Source organism: Leptothrix cholodnii SP-6 (genome assembly GCF_000019785.1).
Taxonomy (GTDB): Bacteria; Pseudomonadota; Gammaproteobacteria; order Burkholderiales; family Burkholderiaceae_C; genus Sphaerotilus; species Sphaerotilus cholodnii.
The window spans coordinates 4547984-4567655 of sequence record NC_010524.1 but is presented as its reverse complement, the minus strand read 5'-3'; the positions used below and the strand labels follow the sequence as shown (position 1 = coordinate 4567655).

Sequence of the window (19672 nt, the reverse complement as noted above, 5' to 3'; positions counted from 1 at the left end):
GCCATGCCCCATCCCGAACTCGTCAACCACACCGGCTTCGCCTTCGAAGCCCAGCTGCTGACCGACGAAGAAGGGGTGCCGCAGTTCGTCACCTGCGTGCAGGCCGTCTACACGCTCGGCCCGGGCGGCGCCTTGCAGCTGATCGAGCCACAACCGCCGGTGTTACTCGGTGGCAAGTGGCGGGGTGACCCGGCCACCACCAGCCTGGTCAGCGAGCCGCAGATCGCCTTCATCAAGCCGGCCACCGACGTGGTGCTGATCGGTCATGCCCTGCCCACGTCGGCCGACCGCACCGAGGGCCTCGTGGGCCTGCGTGTCGGTCCGCTGCAAAAGACCGTCAAGGTCTTCGGTGACCGACGTGTCGTGCGGCGGCTGGGCCTGGCGATGATCGGCAGGCCCGCGCCCTTCGAGCGCCTGCCGCTGGTGTACGAGCGGGCCTTCGGTGGCTGGGATCGCAGCGATGCCGACCCGGGCCAACACCGCCGGGAGGCGCGCAATCCCGTCGGCGTGGGCCTGCGGGCCCACCTGAAGCCCGAAGAAGAAGCCTGGCTGCCCAACTTCGAGGATCCGCAGCACCTGATGGCTTCGGTCGACGACACCCCTCCGCCGGCCGGTTTCGGTTTCATCGGCCCCGACTGGCAGCCGCGCCTGGGTCTTGCCGGCACCTACGACGCCCTGTGGGTCAAGACGCGCCGGCCGCTGCTGCCGCGCGACTTCGACCGTCGCTTCTTCAACGCCGCCTCGCCGGGGCTGGTCGCCCCCGGCTACCTGAGGGGTGACGAAGTGGCGGTCGTGATCGGCATGGCCCCCGAAGGCCGGGTCGACTTCCGCCTGCCCGGCGGGCCTGCGCCCGCCTGCCGCATCGGGCTGCGCGGGCGCCGGTGGCAGGCGCTGCAGACCGTGCTCGACACCGTCACCATCGACCTCGACGCCCGCCGCGTCACGCTGATGTGGCGCGCCCACCTCGCCGTGCGCAACGGCCCGCACGACGTGCTGGCCATCGAACTGCACCCCGATGCGCAGGCCGCCGCCTGGCACGCCGCCGAGAAAGCCGCCGCACTCGCGCTGCTGACACGGGATGCGGCCGAAGAAGACGCCGCTCCCACCGCGAACGACGAGGCATGACCCGCATGGCCACCACGCTGCGCGCCTTTCACGTCGGGTTGTACGAAGAGCACCTCGAAGACCTCTCGTTTCTCCACGAACAGCGCGGCGCGCTGCTGCGCAAGCCCGGCCAACCCTGGCAGGACCTCGCCGCCCTCGAAGCGCGCATGGAGGAGCACCTCGACGCACTCGTCGTCGGAGACACGCTGGCGCTCGATGTCTGCCGCCGCCGCGCCGCCGAGGGCGATGTCGGTGAGCTGCATGCCGCCGTCTGCATCTGCTGCCGCCAGAAGCAGAGCGGCCTGCTCGCGGTCGTCCTGCGCGATCTCGACATGGCCGACCCGCAGAAGGCTGCGGCCGTGGCCGATGCGCTGATCCACGAGATGCCCGACGACTGGGCTCCGTTCATCGGCCAGGCCATCGAGCGGCGCGACGCGCGCCTCACCCCGCTGCTGGCCAGCGTGACGGGTCGACGCCGGCTGCCCTTCGGGCCGCAGCTCGTGCAGGCCCTGCGCAACCACGGCCACGCCGCCGGTCTCGAGCGCATCGTCGATGCCCTCGGCCTGCTGGGCGAGCCCGGCGTGCAGGGCCTGCTTCAAGCCTGCACGCGCAGCGAACACCCCGCCGTGCGCGACGCGGCCCTCGACGCCCTGCTGCGCCTGGGTGTCGCGCCGCCGCCTCTGGGCGAGCCCGGGGGCGATACCTTCCCGCAGGCCCTGCGCACCGCCCTGGCCGGTGACCGCCACACCGCCCGGGCCCTCGCCGCTGCGGCCCAAGCAGGCCGCGCCACGGCCTCCGATCTGCTGGCCCTCGGGCTGCTGGGCGACCCCGGCTCGCTGCGCGCGCTGCACGACAGCCTGGCCCGGCCCGAGTTGGCCGAATCTGCTGCGCTGGCGCTGCACTGGGTCAGCGGCGCGCCGCTGGTGCAAGCGGTCTTCGTGGCCGAAGAGGTGAACGAAGACGCGCTGATCGGCAACGAGCTGCAGGCCTGGCACAGGTACCGCGAAGCGCCCAAACGGCCCGATGGCCGGCCGTATGGTGAGACCGTCGACAAACTCAGCACCGAGCAGGCGCAATGGAAGCAATGGTTCAGCGAACACGCTGCCCGCTTCGATCCGGCCTTGCGCTACCGCAGTGGCCGGCCTTGTTCGCCCGCCGTGCTGCTGGCCAATCTGGCCGATCCGCAGGCCGACGCTCGCCTGCGCTGCGCAGCCGCACGCGAGTTGGCCGTGCGCTATGGCTGCGACCGGCCCTTCGAAGCCGACATGCGGGTGGCACGGCAGTGCCAGGCCATCGAAGCCATCGGCCGGTGGGTGGCGGGGCCGGGCGCGGGATTCGAGCCGGGGCAGTGGGTCTTCGCCGGTCGGCCGCAGTGACGCGCAGGCTGCGCCTCAGGCCCGCCAGAACGTCGGCGTGAACAGCACCAGCAGGCTCAGCAGTTCGAGCCGGCCGAGCAGCATGGTGGCGCTGCAGATCCATGTCTGCACGTCGCTCAGGCCCTGGTAGTTCCCCGAGGGGCCGACCTGCCCCAGGCCGGGCCCGGTGTTGTTGATGCAGGCGATCACCGCGGTGACGGCGCTGACCATGTCCAGCCCGGTGAACAGCAGCATGAGTGAAGCGATGAGAGTGACCGCGCCATAGGCCAGCATGTAGGCGATCACCGAGATCAGCACCTGCTGCGGCACGACCTGGCCACCCAGCGTGACCGGCACCACCGCGCGCGGATGCACGATGCGGATCAGCTCGCGCTGGGCCTGTTTCATCAGCAGCAGCGCACGGATCAGCTTGATGCCGCCGCCGGTCGAGCCCGCGCAGGTGGCAAAGCCGCACAGAAGCAGCATCAGCACCGGGGCGAAGGCCGGCCACAGCGCGTAGTCCACGGTGGCGAAACCGGTGGTGGTGGCCACCGAGACCACGCTGAAGGCGGCATGCCGCAATGATTCGCCGAACGTGGGGTAGACCTGGTGCGTGGCCAGGAAGGCCGCGATCAACATCACCGCACCGAACATCAGGATCACGTAACCACGCACCTCGATGTTGCGCCAGAGGCCGCGCAGGCTGCGGCGCTTGAAGGCCATGAAATAGAGCGCGAAGTTGATACCCGCCAGCAGCATGAAGACGATCGCGACCGCCTCGATGCGGGGCGAGTCGAAGGCGCCGAAGCTGGCGTCGTAGGCCGCAAAACCGCCCAGGCCCATCGTGCTGCACATGTGCATGAAGGCGTCGGTCCAGCCCATGCCGGCCCAGCGGTAGGCGAGGCAGCAGGCCACCGCGAACACGAAGTAGACGCTCCACAGCCCGCGTGCGGTTTCGGCGATGCGCGGGGTCAGCTTCTCGTCCTTCATCGGACCGGCGGACTCGGCCTTGAAGAGCTGGGCGCCACCCACGCCCAGCAACGGAAGCACGGCCACCGCCAGCACCACGATGCCCATGCCACCGATCAGCACCATCAGGCAGCGCCACACGTTGATCGATACGGGCAGCCGCTCCAGGCCTGTCAGCACGGTGGCGCCGGTGGTGGTGAGGCCCGACACCGCCTCGAAATAGGCGTCGGTGGGGCTCAGGCCGTCGATCGCCAGCCACAGCGGCAAGGCGCCGAAGGCCGGCAGCACCGTCCAGACCAGCGCGACCAGCACGAAGCCGTCGCGCGGTTGCAGTTCGCGCTGATAACGGTGGCCGAGCAGTCGCAGCACGATGCCGCAGGCCAGCGTGCTGGCGATCGCGCGCAGGTGGTCGAACTGGGCACCGTCGTCCTGCACCCAGGAAAACGCCAGCGGCACCAGCATCGTCAGGCAGAACACCACCAGCACCACGCCGAGCACCGGCAGCACGCCAAGCAGCTTGCGCATCGAAACTCTCCGGGAGGGGGTCAGAACATGAAGGTCGCACTGACCTGGAAGAGCTTCTCGATCTCGCGCACCATGCGCTTGCGCGGCAGGAAGACGATGACGTGGTCGTTCTGCTCGATCACGGTGTCGTGGTGCGGAATGATCACCTCGCGCTCGTTGTCCGCGCCGGGCTCGCCGCGCACCAGCGCGCCGATCTCGGCGCCCTTGGGCAGCCGGATCTCGTCGATGCGCCGGCCCACCACCTTCGAGGTCTTGCGGTCGCCGCGGGCCACCGCCTCCAGCGCCTCGGCCGCGCCGCGGCGCAGGCTGTAGACCGCCTCGATGTCGCCGCGGCGCACGTGCGCAAGCAGTTCGCCGATCACGGTCTGCGCCGGCGACAGCGCGATGTCGATCTGCGTGCCCTGCACCAGATCGGCATAGGCACGCCGGTTGATCAGCGCCAGCACCCGCTTGGCGCCCATGCGCTTGGCCAGCAGGCAGCCCATGATGTTGTCCTCGTCGTCGCTGGTGAGCGAGACGAACAGGTCGGTCTCGTCGATCTGCTCGCGTTCGAGCAGGTCCTCGTCGGTCGAGTCGCCGTGCAGCACCAGCACGGTGTCGGCGACCTGGGTGGTGAGGTACTCGCAGCGCGCGGCGGCGCTCTCGACCAGCTTGATGCGGCAGTCGTCGGCGATCTCGCGTGCCAGCCGCAGCCCGACCCGGCCGCCGCCGGCGATCATGACGCGGCGCACCGGCTCGTCGCGCCGGCGCAGCGCGTCGAGCACGCGGCGGATGTCGCGGGTGGCGGCGAGCACGAAGACCTCGTCGCCCGGCTCGATGCGGGTGCGGCCGTCGCACACCACGCGCTCGTCGGCGTGGTCTTCGGTCTGCCGGTAGATCGCCACGAAGCGCATCGCCACGCCCGGCACCAGCTGCGGCAGCTCCGAGATGATGTGGCGCACCATCGGCCCGCCGCTGACCGCACGCACCGCGATCAGGCTGGCCGCGCCGTCGGCAAACTCGAGCACCTGCAGCGCCTCGGGGTATTCGATCAGCTTGCGGATGTAGCGGGTGACCGATTCTTCCGGGCAGATCACCTCGTTGACCGCGAAACCGCCGGTGCCGAGCAGGTCGGTGCCGGCCATGAACTCGGGCGAGCGGATGCGGGCGATGCGGGTCTGGATGCCGAAGCGCTCGTGCGCCACCTTGCAGGCCACCAGGTTGGTCTCGTCGGCCGGGGCGCAGGCGATCAGCATGTCGGCGTCGCGCGCGCCGGCGGTTTCGAGCACCGAGGGCTGGATGCCGTTGCCGGTCACGCCGCGCAGGTCGAGCCGGTCCTGCAGCAGCCGCAGGCGGGCCGGATCGGTGTCGATCACGGTGATGTCGTTGCGCTCGGAGACCAGGCTCTCGGCCACGCTCTCCCCGACGCGGCCGGCCCCCAGGATGATGATGTTCATGCAGTCATGATAGGCAGGCCGGGCCGGTCGATCGCTGCGCCGACGTGATCTTCGGGTGATGCCGTCGCGCCGGCGGGTCGGCCGGTGTCGCCCTGCGATGCCGTTGACGTGGATCAATTCCGTCCTGCGGCCCGGCGCACGGCGGCCCGACGTGAATTCAAATACCCTCCGACCGATGGCACGGTGTCGTGGAGGCGCCGTCTCTTGTCTGTGTAACCAGGAATGCGCCTCGATGGATCTCCCGCAAGGATCTGAGAACCCGGCGACGCTGCGCGCGGCTTCGGCTGGCCCGTCGGCGCGGACGCTGCTTCATTGCGCCCTGGCGGTGCTGCTGTGCCTGGCTGCGCTGTGGCTGCGCCAGGGTCTGGCCGTGACCTTCGGCGATCGGCCGCTGCTGATCCTGTTCATGTTCCCGATCCTCCTCAGCGCGCTGCTGGGCGGGTTCCTGCCGGGGCTGGTGGCGACGGCGTCGGCCGCGGCCTGCACCTACTTCTTCTTCATCCCGCCGGCCCAAAGCCTGGCCAGCGGTGCCGCGTCGGACGTGCTGCAGTGGGGCATGCTGGTGGCCAGCGGCCTGCTGACCAGCGCACTGAGCCACGCCCTGCAGCGCACCCGCCGGCGCGAGGCCGAGCAGCTGCGCCAGCTCGCCGCCACCCGGCAGAGCCTGACCGAATCGGAGCGGCGTTTCCAGGCCGCCTTCGAGCAGGCGGCAGTCGGCATCGCGCTGGTCGGGCCGGACGGCCGCTGGCTGCGGGTCAACCGCAAGCTGTGCGAGATCGTCGGCTACGGCGCCGACGAACTGCTGGCGCGCACCTTCCAGGACATCACGCATCCGGACGACCTGCGAACCGATCTCGACCAGGTGGGGCGGCTGCTGCGCGGCGAGATCTCGACCTACACGCTCGAGAAGCGCTATGTCCGCAAGGATGGCAGCCTGCTCTGGATCCAGCTCACGGTGTCGCTGGTGCGGCGCATCGACGGTGAGCCCGACCATTTCATCTCGGTGGTCGAGAACATCCAGGCGCGCAAGGCCGCCGAAGAAGAGCGCCGGCTGTTCAGCGAGGCGCTGCGGCAGGCCTCGCAGCCGCTGCTGATGGCCGATGCGCAGTTCCACATCAGCTACGTCAACCCGGCGTTTTCGCAGCTGCTCGGCTACGCGCCGAGCGACCTCGCGGGCCGCCACGTGAGCTGCCTGACGCCGCCCGATCCCGCCGCCCTGCAGGCACAGGCCGAAGGCATCGTCGAACTCAAGACGCTCGGCCGGTTTTCGGGCCCGCTCGACCGCCTGGCCTGCGACGGCACGGTGATCCCGCTGGCGGCCAACATCGGGCCGGTGCGCGACGCCCGCGGCGAGGTGGTCGCCTGGGTCGCCAGCTACCTCGACCTGCGGCCGCTGCGCGAGAAGGACAAGCTGCTGCGCATGCTCGCGCTGGCGATCGAGCAGAGCCCGGCGAACGTGGTCGTCACCGATCTGGAATCGAAGATCGAGTACGTCAACGACGCCCTGCTGCACGACAGCGGCTACAGCCGCGCCGAGCTGCTCGGCACCAGTGCCCGTTCGCTGTTGTCGCCGCAGACGACGCCCGAGCTGCTGCAGGGCATCGGCGAGGCCCTGGCACGCGACCGGCGCTGGCGCGGCCAGCTGATCAACCGGCGCAAGGAAGGCAGCGAATACACCACCGCGGCGGTGGTCTCGGCGTTGCAGGACGAGCGCGGCCGCGTCACCCACTTCGTGGCGGTGCAGCAGGACATCACCGATCGCCTGCACGACGCCGCCGAGCTCGAGCGCTACCGCTGCCACCTCGAGGTGCTGGTGGCCGAGCGCACCCGCCAGCTCGAGGAGGTCAATCGCTCGCTGAGCGAGCAGCAGCAGTTCGTGCGCAACGTCGCCGACGCGGTGCCGGCGCTGGTGGGCTATTTCGACCCGCAGCTGTACTGCCGCTTCGCCAACGCGGCCTACCTCGAGTGGTGGGGCCTGCGGCCCGACGAGGTGGTCGGACTGCATGCGCGCGAGCTGATCGGCGACGAGATGTTCCGGCGCAACGAGCCGTCCATGCGGGCGGCGCTGCGGGGCGAGTCGCCGCGCCTCCAGCGCGCCCTGCCGCACACCGACGGCAGCCTGCGCGAGACGCTGATCGCCTACGTGCCCGACCGGCAGGACGGCCAGGTGCGCGGCTTCATCGTGGTGGTGTCCGACATCACCGAGATCAAGGTGGCCGAGCAGCAGATGGCCGCGCTCAACGCCCAGCTGGCGGCGCGCGCGATCGAGGCCGAGGGCGCCACGCGCGCCAAGAGCGCCTTCCTGGCCAACATGAGCCACGAGATCCGCACGCCGATGAACGCGATCATCGGCCTCACCCACCTGATGGCGCGCGACACCCGCGACTCGCTGCAGCGCGAGCGGCTCGGCAAGATCGACAGCGCCGCCAAGCACCTGCTGCAGATCATCAACGACGTGCTCGACCTGTCCAAGATCGACGCCGGCAAGCTGGTGCTCGAGGACACCGAGTTCAACCTCGACGAGGTGCTGTCGCGGGCCTTCGAGCTGGTGGGCGAATCGGCCAACGAAAAAGGCCTCGAGCTGGTGCTCGACACCGACCGCCTGCCCAGCCACCTGCGCGGCGACCCGACGCGGCTGTCGCAGGCGCTGATCAACCTGCTCGCCAATGCCGTCAAGTTCACCCACGCCGGCTGGGTGCGCCTGCGTGGCGAGCTGCTGGCCGAGGACCGCCAGCGCGTGCAGGTGCGCTTCGAGGTGCAGGACACCGGCGAGGGCATCGAGCCCGAGCGCTTCGGGTCGCTGTTCAACGCCTTCGAGCAGGCCGACGCCTCGACCACCCGCCGCCACGGCGGCACCGGCCTGGGCCTGGCGCTGACGCAGCACCTGGTCACGCTGATGGGCGGCGAGATGGGCGTGCGCAGCGAGCCGGGCGTCGGCAGCACCTTCTGGTTCACCGCCTGGCTGGGCCGCGCCGCCGAGGCCGGCGAGCGGGCTTCGGCGGTCCCGCTGCAGGGCCTGCGGGCGCTGCTGGTCGACGACCTGCCCGAGGCGCTGAGCGCCATCGGCGACCGCCTGCAGCATTTCGGCCTGCGGATCGATCCGCTCGACAGCGGCACGGCGGCGCTGCAGCGCGTGCGCAGCGAGATCAGCGCCGGCCGGCCCTACGACGTGTTCCTGATCGACTGGCGCATGGAGCCGCTCGACGGCATCGAGACCATGCGCCAGCTGCGCGAGCTGCTGGGCGCGGGCATGCCGCCGGCCATCCTCGTCACCGCCTTCAACAACACCGCCATGTGGCAGCAGGCGCGCGGCGTGCAGGCCGACGCGGTGCTGGTCAAGCCGATCACGGCCTCGGCGCTGCACGACACGCTGATGCGCGTGCTGCGCAGCCGCAGCGCCACACGCAGCGCCGAGCCCGCGCCGCCCGGCCAGGGCGAGGCCCAGCTGCTGCGCCGCCACGCCGGCCAGCGCGTGCTGCTGGCCGAGGACAACCCGATCAACCAGGAGGTCGCCAACGAGCTGCTGCAGGGTGTCGGGCTGGTGGTGGAGACGGCGGTCGACGGCGCCAGTGCGGTCGAGCTGGCGTGCTCGCGTGCCTACGACCTGATCCTGATGGACATGCAGATGCCGGAGATGGACGGCATCGCCGCCACCCGCGCGATCCGCGCCCGGCTCGGCCGCGCCATCCCGATCGTCGCGATGACCGCCAACGCCTTCAGCGAAGACCGCCAGGCCTGCCTCGACGCCGGCATGAACGACCACGTCGCCAAGCCGGTCGATCCCGGCACGCTCTACGCCACGCTGCTGCGCTGGCTGCCGCTGGTCAGGACACCCGCCGAAGCCGTGGCGTCACCGCCGCCGCCGCGCCTGCCGCTGCAGCAGCGCCTGGACACGGTCGAGGGCTTCGATCTGGCGCTGGGCCTGAACAACGTCGGCCGCCAGTTCTCGACCCTGGTGCGCGTGCTCGGGCTGTTCGTCAAGCGCTACGGCGAGGGCGAGCCGGCCTTGCTCGATGCCTCCGAGCCCGGCGCCGCGGCCCGCTGGGCGGCGGCCTGCCACTCGCTGCGCGGCGCCAGCGGCACGCTCGGTGCCCGCCGGCTGGTGCAGCACCTGGTGCAGTTCGAGCAGGAGCTGCATTCCACCGGCGACGTCGCCGCACTGGCGCCGCGCGCCCGCCAGCTCCACGAGGAGCTGCTGGCGCTGGTGCAGGCGCTGCAGGCGGCGCTGGACTGAACCGGGGGCTGCCGTGAACCTGCCGCTGTCGACCCTGCTGCCCGGCAACCCGGCCTACACGCTGCTGGCGCTGGTGGCCGTGCTGCTGCTCGTGCTGGCCCTGCACGCGCGCTGGCGGCACGGCCGCTGGACCGACGCGGCGCGCACCTGGCTGCTGATCGTGGGGATCTTCGTGGCGGTGATCGTGTGGGGTCGCCTGCACGGGCCTTGATCACGCCGGCCGCGTCGCCCGCATCGTGATGTGACCTTGGTGACTGGCTGTAAGCCCGTCGCCGGTGGGACGCTGGGTCTCGTGCGCCGATGCGCCCGCCAGCGGAGGCCCCGTCATGAAGCTGCTCTGGAAGTTCAACCTGATCTTCGTGCTGGTGTTCGCCGCCGGCCTGGGCGTGAGTGCCTACGTGCTGCGCAACCTGCTGCAGCAGCAGGCCCAGGACGAGGTCATCGACCGCGCCCGCCTGCTGATGGAAAAGGCCATCGCGGTGCGCAGCTACACCTCCACCCACATCCGCCCGCTGCTCGACACGCAGATGAAATACAGCTTCCTGCCCGAGTCGGTGCCGGCCTTTGCCGCCACCGAGGTGATCGCCGCGCTGCACAAGACCTATCCCGACTACAGCTACAAGGAAGCCACGCTCAACCCCACCAACCCGCGGGACCGGGCGGTCGACTGGGAGGTCGACGTGGTCAACCAGTTCCGCAACCGCGCCGAGCTGAAGGAATACATCGGCCAGCGCCAGCCCGACACCGGCCGCGCGCTCTACATCGCCCGGCCGATCCGCATCACCGACGCCGCCTGCCTGCGCTGCCACAGCACGGTCGACGCCGCGCCGCGGCCGATGATCGAGCGCTACGGCCCGGCCAACGGCTTCGGCTGGAACTTCAACGAGGTGGTCGGCGCGCAGATCGTGTCGGTGCCGATGGCGCTGCCGCTGCAGCGCGCCGACGAGGCGTTCAAGGTCTACCTGGCCGCGGTGGCCGGCGTCTTCGTGGTGGTCGGCCTGGTGCTCAACGGCATGCTGTGGCTGCTGGTGGTGCGGCCGATCACGCGGCTGGCGGCGCTGGCCAACCAGGTCAGCCTGGGCGACATGAACGCGCCCGAGTTCGCGCAGAAGGGCCGCGACGAGGTGGCCGAACTGGCCGCGTCGTTCGCCCGCATGCGGCGCAGCATGGTCGAGGCGCTCAAGCTGCTCGACGCCTGACGACGAGGCCGGCCCGCATGGACGCCTACCCCGCGCAGCTGGGCAAGTACCGCATCACCGGCGTGCTCGGGCGCGGCGCGATGGGCGTGGTCTACAAGGCCGAGGACCCGGTGATCCGCCGCCCGGTGGCGATCAAGACCATCCAGCAGCACAGCGCCACCTACGCCGACCCGCAGGCCAAGGCGGCGGCGCGCTTTCGCAACGAGGCGCAGGCGGCCGGGCGGCTGCTGCACCCGGGCATCGTGGCGGTCTACGAATACGGCGAGCAGGACGAGGTGGCCTTCATCGCGATGGAGTACGTCGAGGGCCAGACCCTCGCGCACTTCCTGCAGCAGAAGATCGCGCTGACCGACGCCGACATCCTGAGCGTGATGGTGCAGCTGCTCGAGGCGCTCGAACACGCGCACGAGATGGGCGTCTGGCACCGCGACATCAAGCCCTCGAACCTGATCGTGACGCCGCGCGGGCGGGTCAAGGTCAACGACTTCGGCATCGCCCGCATCGAGAACAGCGACCTCACGCAGATGAACGTGCTGATCGGCACGCCGCACTACATGGCGCCCGAGCAGTACCTCGACGGCCCGATCGATCGCCGCGTCGACCTCTGGGCCGCCGGCGTGCTGCTCTACCAGCTGCTGACCGGGCGCCTGCCGTTCATCGGCGCACCCGATGCGGTGATGTACCAGGTCATGCACCAGACGCCGCTTGCGCCCTCGGCGCTGGCGCCGGCGCGACCGCCCTGGTACGACGCCATCGTGCGCCGCGCGCTGGCCAAGCAGCGCGACGCCCGCTACGCCAGCGCCGCGCTGTTCATGCAGGACCTGCTCGGCGCGGCCACCGCACCGGCGCCGCCGACGATCTCGGAGCAGACCGTCGTGCGGGCGGCGTCCAGCGTGCGGCGCGTCGGCCTGCCGATGCCCGAGGGTTACGGCACCGCCACCGGCAGCCCGAGCAGCGCCTTCGGTGCCGAGGCCCAGCCGCACGGCACGCCGCAGCCGCGTGCGTTGAGTGGCTCATACGCCGAGCCACTCGGCTTTGCGCAGCCACCGCCCGCGTCGGGCACGACCCTCGCGCCACCGGGCTGGGATCCCGCCATGCTCACCCGCATCGAGGCCGAACTGGCGCGCCATGTCGGCCCGGTCGCCCGGGTGCTGGTCACGCGCGCGGCGCGCCAGTGTTCGGACGTCGAGAGCCTGCGCAGCCGCCTGGCCGTGCACCTGGCCGACGGGGCCGTGCGCGAACGCTTCATCCACCCCGACGGCGACCCGTCGACACGCGCCCGCGCATCGGCCTTCGGCCCCGGCGGCCCGGGCTCGGGCTTCGCGGCCAGCGGCCTGGAGCCGAGCTTTGCATCGATCACCGGCGGGGGCAGCAGCGGTGAGGGTGGCCGCGGTGCACCGGCGGCCGGCCCGGCCAGCGGCTTCGGCGCCAGCGAGCTGCCGGTCCCGCCACAGCCGCCGTCCGATGCGCTGATCGCCCAGGCCACCCGGCTGCTGAGCGAGCGCCTCGGCCCGATCGCCCGCGTGCTGACCCGGCGTGCCGCGCAGGATTGCGACAGCGGCGAGCTGTTCGTCCAGCGCGTGCTGGCGCATCTGCAGGACGAGGGCGAGCGCCAGCGGGTCGGTCAGGCGCTGGCGGGCTTGCGTTGACGACGCGGTGGTTCAAAGCAGCTTGAGCTGATCCCGCGTCCGGGTCTGCGCCAGCTCCTGGGCCTTCAGCTGCTCGTGCGTCCGGGCCTGGATCTGATCCAGCGTCTTCAGCTGGTCGCGGATCTGCAGCTGGAGCTGCTCTTGCGACTTCAGCTGCTCGAGTGTCCGGACCTGCGCCTGCTCCTGCGCCTGGAGTTGCTCGCGCACACTCGGCACGGCCTGCTCGTGAGCCTTGATCTGCTCGCGTGTGCGGGCCAGCAGCTGCTCTTGCGTCTTCAGTTGCTCGCGCGTCCCGGTGAGTGCCTGATCCTGGAGCCTGAGCTGATCGCGGGTCTGCGCCAGTTCCTGTTCCTGGGTCTTCAGCTGCGTGCGGGTCAGGGTCAGGCTCTGTTCCTGCGTCCTGACCAGCTCCCGCGTCTGTGCGGCCGACTGCTGCTGCGTGGCGGTCGTGCCCTGGGTCGACGAGCCTGCGGCGGCGCCGCCATTGCCACCCGTGCCCGCTCCGCCGCCGCTCGTGCCTGCACTCGTGGAGCCGCCGCTGCCCGCGCCACCGGATCCGCTGCCAGCACCCGCGGCACAGGCCGGGCCGCCCAGTGCAAGCACCGTGGCCGCCGCCAGCGCGATGACGCGCAGTGTGGTCGTTTTCATGGGAGTCCTTCTCGTCGTGGAAGATCGGGCGGTGCCTGATGCAGACCTGCATCTCCTGCCTGATCCGATGCTTCAAATATACCTACACCGGTATAAATGCACATTGAGCCGGCTCAAGCCGATTGCAATCCGGGTCCCGATCGGGTAGCCGCGGCGGTGACCTGCTGCTCGACGAGGCGCCGTCTATCGACACCTCGTCGAATGACTTTCGGACCTTGCCCGCCATCCCCGGCGCGTCGAGCATGGGCTTTCAACGGCACCTTGCTGGATGCGACCGGCCATGACCCTCACCCTCAGCGCCCTGTCCCTCAACGACCAGCCCCTGAGCCAGCCGGTGGTGGCGCATTTCGACGACCAGGGCGGCACCATCGGGCGCGGCGACCAGAACACGCTGGCGCTGCCCGACCCCGAGCGCCACATCTCGCGCCAGCACGCCCGCATCACCGCCGAGGCCAAGGGCTACCGCATCACCAACCTGAGCAGCGCCAACGCCGTGACGGTGGCCGGGCGCACGCTGGGCCAGGGCGAATCGGCGCCGATCCGCCACCGCGACCAGGTGCGCATCGGCGGCTTCCTGCTCGAGGCGCGCGACGACAGCGCCGACGACCTGCTGGCCCGCACCATCACCGGCGGGCGCGCTGCCACCGCCGCCACGGCCGACAAGTCCGGCGGCGTCCGCCCGGGTGGCGTGGCGGGTGGCGGGCCGCCGCCGATCGCCGCGCCGAGCCCGGAGGCCGATCCGTTTGCCGACTTCTTCGGCCCGGCGGTGGTGCGGCCCGCCGCGCCGCGCCAGGGCGCGCCCGGCCCGGCGGTGGCGCCGGCGGCCGATCCGTTCGCCGGCTTCACCGGCTTCGGTGCGCCCGCTCCTGCGCCCGTCGCCAGCCACGGGCGGCCCGGGGCGGCATCGGCGGGCCCGCTGGCGGGTTTTTCCGGGCTGGGCGAACCCGGCGGCTCGATCGACGACCTGCTCGGCCCGGGCTTGGGCGCAGGCGCGGGCACCGGCGCGGATCTCGATGCCTTCCTGCGCCAGCCGGTGGGCGCGCCCGACGCGGCTGCCGCACCCGCCGCCGCGGCGCCGGCCCGGCCGTCTGCGGGGGCCAGCCAGCCCGACCACGTGCCGGCCCTGCAGGCCGCGTTCAAGGCACCGGTCTGGCCCGAACCCCCGCCCGAACCCGTGACCGCGCCGACCCCGCTGCTGGCGCCGACCCCGGCATCGGCTCGTTCACCGGCCCCACCTCCAACCTTTGCGCCGACCCTTGCGCCCGCCACGCCACGCCCGCCTGCGCCTGCCGTGGCCGCCGGGACCACACCCTCGCCGCGCGGCCCGTCGCCCGCGTGGGCCGATGCCGACGACCCCAGCGCCGCCCTCTGGCGCGCCTTCTGCGAGGGCGCTGACCTGCACCTGCAGTTGCCGCAAGGCCTGTCGCCCGAGCTGATGCGGGTGATCGGCCAGCTGCTGCGCAGCGCGGTCGACGGCACGCAGCAGATGATGGCGATCCGCGCCGCCACCAAGCACGAGCTGCGCGCCGACGTCACCATGATCCAGGCGCGCCAGAACAACCCGCTCAAGTTCTCGCCCGACGCCCAGGCCGCGCTCGAACAGCTGCTGCAGCCGCCGATGCGCGGCTTCCTGCCCGGCCCGGCGGCCATGACCGACGCCATGCACGACCTGGTCGGCCACACCATCGGCACCATGGCCGGCATGCGCGCCGCGCTCGAAGGCGTGCTCAACCGCTTTGCGCCGACGGTGCTCGAAGGCAAGCTCACCACCAGCTCGGTGCTCGACACCCTGCTGCCGATGAACCGCCGCTCGCGCCTGTGGGAGCTGTACCTGCAGCATTTCGAGGGCATCCGCCAGGAGGCGCAGGAAGATTTCCACACCCTGTTCGGCCGCGCCTTCCTGGCCGCCTACGAGCAGCAGCTCGACCGCCTGCACGCCCAGCACGCCGAGCACGACCGCCAGCGCCCGGCGGCGCCGTCAGCGTCGTCGCCGTCGTCATCCCCCCCGTCGTCGCCGCCGTGACCGCCATGCTGAACCTGGCGATCGCCCACCGCAGCGAGATCGGCTCGCGCAGCCGCAACGAAGACGCGCTGCGGGTGGCGCAGATCGGCGTGATGGGCCACATGGTGCTGGCCGACGGCGCGGGCGGCCACCAGGGCGGCGCCGAGGCCGCGCGCCGCGTGGTCGACCACATCGACGCCACGCTGGCCGACGATTCCCAGCACGGCCAGCCGCCCGACGCCGGCCGGCTGGCGCAGGCCATCGGCGCCGCCCACGCCGACCTGCAACAGCAGCAGCGCGGCCTCGACGCGCAGGCGCGCATGCACGCCACCGTGGCGGCGCTGTGGCTCGATTGCGCGGCGCGGCGGGCGGTCTGGGGCCACGTCGGCGACACCCGGCTCTACCACCTGCGTGGTGCGCGCGTGGTGCACGCCACCGCCGACGACAGCGTCGTGCAGAGCATGGTCCAGGCCGGCTGGCTGAGCCCGGCGCAGGCCCGCGAGCACCCGCACAAGAACCAGCTGCTGGCCGCGCTCGGCATGGCCGAACACGTCGAGCCGCACACCAGCGCGGCCGAACTGCACGACGGCGACGCCTTCCTGCTGTGCACCGACGGTTGGTGGGATCCGCTCGACGACGCCCTGCTGGTGCGCGCGCTGGCCGGCAGCACAAGCCCGCAACACTGGCTCGACCGGCTGTATCGCCATATCGTCACCCATGCCCCGGCTCGACAGGACAACCACAGCGCCATCGCGGTGTGGCTGGGCCCGGCCGGGGGAGGAGCCTCATCATGACCATGAAGACCCATCCGAATCCGCCTCCGTCATCCCCGGTGCGCCGTGCCCTGGCGCGCGTGTCGTGCGCGCTGGCGCTGCTCGGTGCCGGCGTGCTCGCGGCGCAGGCCCAGTCCGCGGCCGACACCACCGTGCTGCGCGGCCAGGACGTCAACCCCGACAAGCTGGTCGAGCTGCTCACGCCCGATCCGGAGCCGGTGCTCACGCGCGGGCTCAAGGTCGACCGCGAGGCCAGCCTGCCGGCGGCGGTGCGGCGCCCGAGCGCGTCGCTGCTGATCACCTTCGAGACCAACTCGGCGCGCCTCACGCCCAGCTCGCGCCAGCAGCTCGACACCGTGGCGGCGGCGCTCAAGAGCAATCAGCTGCAGGCCTACGGCTTCAACCTCGAAGGCCACGCCGACCCGCGCGGCCAGGCCAGCACCAACCGCCAGCTGTCGCAGATGCGCGCCGAGAGCGTGCGCGACTACCTGGTGGCCACGCACGGCATCCCGGTCGACCGCCTGGCGCCGATCGGCAAGGGCGACACCGAGCCGCTCAATACCCGGGACGTGGCCGCACCGGAAAACCGCCGGGTGACGATCGTGACGCGGCCGCAGTGAACGGGCCGATCCACCGGACAGCGCGAAAGGACTGCACATGCTGACCCATGCCACCGTGACGACGATGCTCCCCGTGATCGACATGGCCCGGGCGAGAGCGTTCTACGAACAAGGCCTCGGACTCACGCCCGGCGGCTTGCGGCCCGACGGCAAGTTTCTCTACCAGGTCGGCGGCAGCACGCTGGCGCTGTTCCCGAAGCCGGAGGGCACGAAAGCCGAGCACACGGCAATCAGCTTTCAGGTCCCGGACATCGCCGCCAGCGTGGCCGAACTGAAGAAGGCGGGCGTGGTGTTCGAGGACTACGACTTTCCGGACTTCAAGACCGTGGATCACGTCTGCGTGCTGGGGGCGGAGAAGGCGGCGTGGTTCAAGGATACGGAGGGGAACTATCTCTGCATCCACGAGGATCTGGCGTAGCGCGCTTCAGGGCTTCGGCGCCGCGGCCTTGCGCGCGGCGACCTTCTTGGCCGGAGCCTTCTTTGCGGGGGCTTGTTGCGCGGCCACCTTTTTCGTGGGCGCCTTCTTCGCGGCGGGTGCCGGAGCGGTTTCCGGCGCCGGGGCCACGGTCTTTGCGCTGCGCGCCTTGCGCACCGCCCTCGGCGGTTCGTCGGCCATTTCCACGAATTCGGGCTCGACCGCACGGGCGCGCGAGCGGGGCTCGGTGAGTGCCAGGGCCTGCTCGGCGGTCAGCCGCGGATACGTCACCTTGCCGGCAGCGTCGAACTTGCCGAGCAGGATCTCGCCCGCGTTGCCGCCGCGGCTGTGCGACACGTGCACCCATTTCGACGCGCCGTTCACCTCGTAGATGAGCTGGTCGAACGGCAGCCCGAGCCGGATCACCCGCTTGAACAGCGCCAGCACCGCCGTGCCGGGCGACTGCAGGTCGGCCGCTTCGCCGCGCAGGTGCTGGCTCTTGGCCGCGCCCTTGACGCGCCGGTTCAGCACCGGGCCGCGGTAGCCGGAGGTCACCTTGATCGGCTTGCCGATCGCCTCGCGCAGCGGATCGAGCACGGCGGTGCACAAGGCGCGCAGCGCCTCGATCTCGGTGGTGGTCGGCTGGTTGTCGATGCCCTCGGCCTTGGCGGTGTTGGAGTGGGTCAGTTCGGCCAGCGTGAAAAAGCGTGACAGGTTCATGGGCGTCTCCTGGGGTGCTCGTCGTGCGGATCGTCAGGGCCGCCGATCTCAGCGGCCGGCGGGTGCGGCGGTGACTTCCTCGATGCGCAGCAGGCTGGCGCCGTAGTTGCGCGCGCAGGGCGCGCCGGCAGCGGGGCAATCGGGCTCGCCGACGAAGCCGCTGCGCTGGCCGTCGCCGGCCTGCCAGAGCGAGCGGGCGAGCGCGTCGTCGAAGGCCAGCAGCGCCTCGCCGGCCGGTGCGCTGGCGCCGGTGTCGCGCATGCGCAGCGGCGTGGGCGAGACCAGCGCCACCAGGTGGTCGATGCCCGGCGGGCCGGCCGCGGTGATGCGCCAGGCCGGGCGTGGCAGCACCAGCTCCTGATTCACGGCGACGCGGTTGTCGGCGTCGATCGCGTTCGGAAACAGCAGCTCGATCTGTCGCCCCTCGGTGCCGACGAGGTAGACGTAGACATGCCCGGCCACGTTGGCGCGCAGCCGGAACTGCAGCCGGTCGCGGCCGATCACCACCTGCGCGCGGTCGGCGGAGGCCTGCACCGCGATCTGCGGGTCGGCCAGCCGGACGATCTCTTCGAGCACCTTGACCGGCGTGTAGGCGCCGCGTTCGGGGGCCGCCACGGTCGGGAGAGCGGGCGAGGGCGGCGCCGCTGCTGTGTTGGCGGCCGTCGGCGCTGCGGGTGATGCGAGCGGCGGCGCCGTCTCTCGGGCCGGCGCCGGCGCGCGGGTCAGCCACCAGGCCAGGCCGCCGCCCAACGCCAGCGCGGCGAGCACCCCGACCATCAGGCGCCGCGTGGCCGGTGATGCCGGCTGATCCGACGGCGCCGTCGCGCCGGTCGACCCGAAGTTCGAAGCGGCCGCAATCGCTGCCGCGTCCGGCGCACGCCCGACCACCGTGCCGGCGATGCCGTGCAGGCCCAGCAGTGCGATCAGCGCGGCCATGTCCTGCGGCCGTTGCTCGGGCTTGACCGACAGGCCGGCGTCGATGCCGGCCAGGAAGGTCTCGCTGTAGCGGCCGGCGCCGCGCACGCGGGCGCTGATCAGCTCGTCGTTGATCATGCGTGCCACCGAAGGCTGCGGCGACGCGCCGGCGATCGAGGCGTAGAGCACCGCGCTGAGCGCGTACACGTCGGTCCACGCGCCCTGCTTGAGCGAGGCCGATTCGGCGTACTGCTCGATCGGCGCGTAACCCGGCTTGAGGATCACGGTGAGCGACTGGGTGGCGTCGCCGAGCACCCGGCGCGCGGCGCCGAAGTCGAGCAGCACCGGCTGCTGCGTCGGGCCGACCAGCAGGATGTTGTCGGGCGCGATGTCGCGGTGGTAGCAGCGGGCGCGGTGCATCATCGCCAGCGCATCGGCCAGCGCCAGCAGGCGCGGGCGCCACCAGGCCTCGGTCGGCGGCGCGGCCTGCTGCTGCAGCCAGGCCTTGAGCGTCAGGCCCTCGTAGCAGGGCATCACCATGTAGGCGCTGCCGTGCTGCTCCCAGAAGCGGTAGACCTTCAGCAGCGCCGGGTGCTCGAAGGCAGCCAGCAGCTGCGCCTCGTTGACGAAGCTGCGCAGGCCGAGCTCGAAGGTGTCGCGCTGGCGGTCCGAGCGCAGCCCGATGCTGCCGTCGCTGCGCCGCACGGCCAGGCTCGACGGCATGTACTCCTTGATCGCCACCGTGCGCTGCAGCTGCTGGTCGCGCGCCCGGTAGACGATGCCGAAGCCGCCCATGCCGAGTGTGGCCTCGATCACGAACTCGTGCAGCTGATAACCCGGCGGCAGGGCGCCGGCCTGGTCGTCGTGCGGCTGGCTGCCGGCGCTGCCAGGCGCGGAGGTCGTGGTGCGTGGCGCGAGGGTGGTGGCGGCGCGGGTGGCCGCGAAGCCGCTCGATTCGGTGGCAGCGATGCTGGCGTCTGCGTCTGCGTCTGCGTCGGTGGCCGGCGCGGCTGCAGGCACGGGTGCGGCGCCGATGCGGGTGCGATCGTCGTCGCTGTCCACGCTGACTTCGGGCGGGTCTTGCGGGTCTTGCGGGGGCTGGGCCATC

The 19672-nt window shown here is 71.6% G+C and carries 15 protein-coding genes; 10 read left to right on the top strand and 5 right to left on the bottom strand.

Translation table 11 applies throughout. From position 1 onward, the window contains the following. The first annotated feature begins 3 nt into the window (after positions 1 to 3). Entirely contained in the window at positions 4 to 1125 is a 1122-nt protein-coding gene (locus LCHO_RS20295; RefSeq protein ID WP_012349068.1) for a DUF2169 family type VI secretion system accessory protein, read from the top strand. After that, the gene (locus LCHO_RS20290; protein WP_083772780.1) at positions 1122 to 2480 is read left to right on the top strand and encodes a HEAT repeat domain-containing protein; all 1359 of its coding nucleotides are present in this window, start codon (positions 1122 to 1124) and stop codon (positions 2478 to 2480) included. The genes LCHO_RS20295 and LCHO_RS20290 overlap by 4 nt, the downstream gene beginning before the upstream one ends. 15 nt (positions 2481 to 2495) lie before the next feature. Here the strand turns inward: LCHO_RS20290 and LCHO_RS20285 are convergent, their stop codons facing one another. After that, positions 2496 to 3953 carry a TrkH family potassium uptake protein gene (locus LCHO_RS20285; RefSeq protein ID WP_012349066.1) on the bottom strand — a complete coding sequence of 486 codons (1458 nt, stop codon included), beginning with the start codon at positions 3951 to 3953 and terminating at the stop codon, positions 2496 to 2498. Positions 3954 to 3973: 20 nt separating this feature from the next. Then, positions 3974 to 5389: a Trk system potassium transporter TrkA gene (gene trkA / locus LCHO_RS20280; protein WP_012349065.1), complete on the bottom strand. Its 1416-nt coding sequence runs from the start codon at positions 5387 to 5389 to the stop codon at positions 3974 to 3976. A gap of 232 nt (positions 5390 to 5621) precedes the next feature. Between trkA and LCHO_RS20275 the strand changes: the two genes are divergently transcribed. The 4 genes from LCHO_RS20275 to LCHO_RS22425 all read left to right on the top strand — a co-directional run bounded on the left by LCHO_RS20275 (position 5622) and on the right by LCHO_RS22425 (position 12471). Beyond that, entirely contained in the window at positions 5622 to 9623 is a 4002-nt protein-coding gene (locus LCHO_RS20275; RefSeq protein ID WP_012349064.1) for a PAS domain S-box protein, read from the top strand. Positions 9624 to 9636: 13 nt separating this feature from the next. Beyond that, positions 9637 to 9834 carry a hypothetical protein gene (locus LCHO_RS20270; protein ID WP_012349063.1) on the top strand — a complete coding sequence of 66 codons (198 nt, stop codon included), beginning with the start codon at positions 9637 to 9639 and terminating at the stop codon, positions 9832 to 9834. A gap of 115 nt (positions 9835 to 9949) precedes the next feature. Beyond that, entirely contained in the window at positions 9950 to 10822 is an 873-nt protein-coding gene (locus LCHO_RS20265) for a c-type heme family protein (RefSeq protein ID WP_012349062.1), read from the top strand. 17 nt (positions 10823 to 10839) lie between these two features. Next, the gene (locus LCHO_RS22425) at positions 10840 to 12471 is read left to right on the top strand and encodes a serine/threonine-protein kinase (protein WP_012349061.1); all 1632 of its coding nucleotides are present in this window, start codon (positions 10840 to 10842) and stop codon (positions 12469 to 12471) included. Between the two features lie 12 nt (positions 12472 to 12483). Here the strand turns inward: LCHO_RS22425 and LCHO_RS22420 are convergent, their stop codons facing one another. Then, entirely contained in the window at positions 12484 to 13119 is a 636-nt protein-coding gene (locus LCHO_RS22420) for a hypothetical protein (protein WP_012349060.1), read from the bottom strand. A 280-nt stretch (positions 13120 to 13399) separates the two neighbouring features. On the opposite strand from LCHO_RS22420, the gene tagH reads away from it, so the two are divergent. The 4 genes from tagH to LCHO_RS20235 are packed head-to-tail and all read left to right on the top strand — an operon-like array spanning position 13400 to position 16932. Continuing rightward, the gene (gene tagH, locus LCHO_RS22415) at positions 13400 to 15142 is read left to right on the top strand and encodes a type VI secretion system-associated FHA domain protein TagH (protein WP_012349059.1); all 1743 of its coding nucleotides are present in this window, start codon (positions 13400 to 13402) and stop codon (positions 15140 to 15142) included. 5 nt (positions 15143 to 15147) lie between these two features. Then, the gene (locus LCHO_RS20245; RefSeq protein ID WP_012349058.1) at positions 15148 to 15915 is read left to right on the top strand and encodes a PP2C family protein-serine/threonine phosphatase; all 768 of its coding nucleotides are present in this window, start codon (positions 15148 to 15150) and stop codon (positions 15913 to 15915) included. Continuing rightward, a complete protein-coding gene (locus LCHO_RS20240; protein ID WP_012349057.1) occupies positions 15912 to 16514 on the top strand; it encodes an OmpA family protein in 603 nt (200 codons plus the stop codon). Before LCHO_RS20245 ends, LCHO_RS20240 begins: the two co-directional genes overlap by 4 nt. 37 nt (positions 16515 to 16551) lie before the next feature. Beyond that, the gene (locus tag LCHO_RS20235) at positions 16552 to 16932 is read left to right on the top strand and encodes a VOC family protein (protein WP_012349056.1); all 381 of its coding nucleotides are present in this window, start codon (positions 16552 to 16554) and stop codon (positions 16930 to 16932) included. A 6-nt stretch (positions 16933 to 16938) separates the two neighbouring features. Here LCHO_RS20235 and LCHO_RS22410 read toward each other — a convergent pair whose 3' ends face one another. Together LCHO_RS22410 and LCHO_RS20225 are read right to left on the bottom strand one after the other, a co-directional pair. Then, positions 16939 to 17649 (bottom strand): D-Ala-D-Ala carboxypeptidase family metallohydrolase, encoded by a 711-nt coding sequence (locus LCHO_RS22410; RefSeq protein WP_012349055.1) that lies wholly within the window; start codon positions 17647 to 17649, stop codon positions 16939 to 16941. Positions 17650 to 17697: 48 nt separating this feature from the next. Continuing rightward, positions 17698 to 19671, bottom strand: coding sequence for a serine/threonine protein kinase (locus LCHO_RS20225; protein ID WP_012349054.1), 1974 nt, complete (start codon positions 19669 to 19671; stop codon positions 17698 to 17700). Between the last annotated feature and the right edge of the window lies 1 nt (position 19672).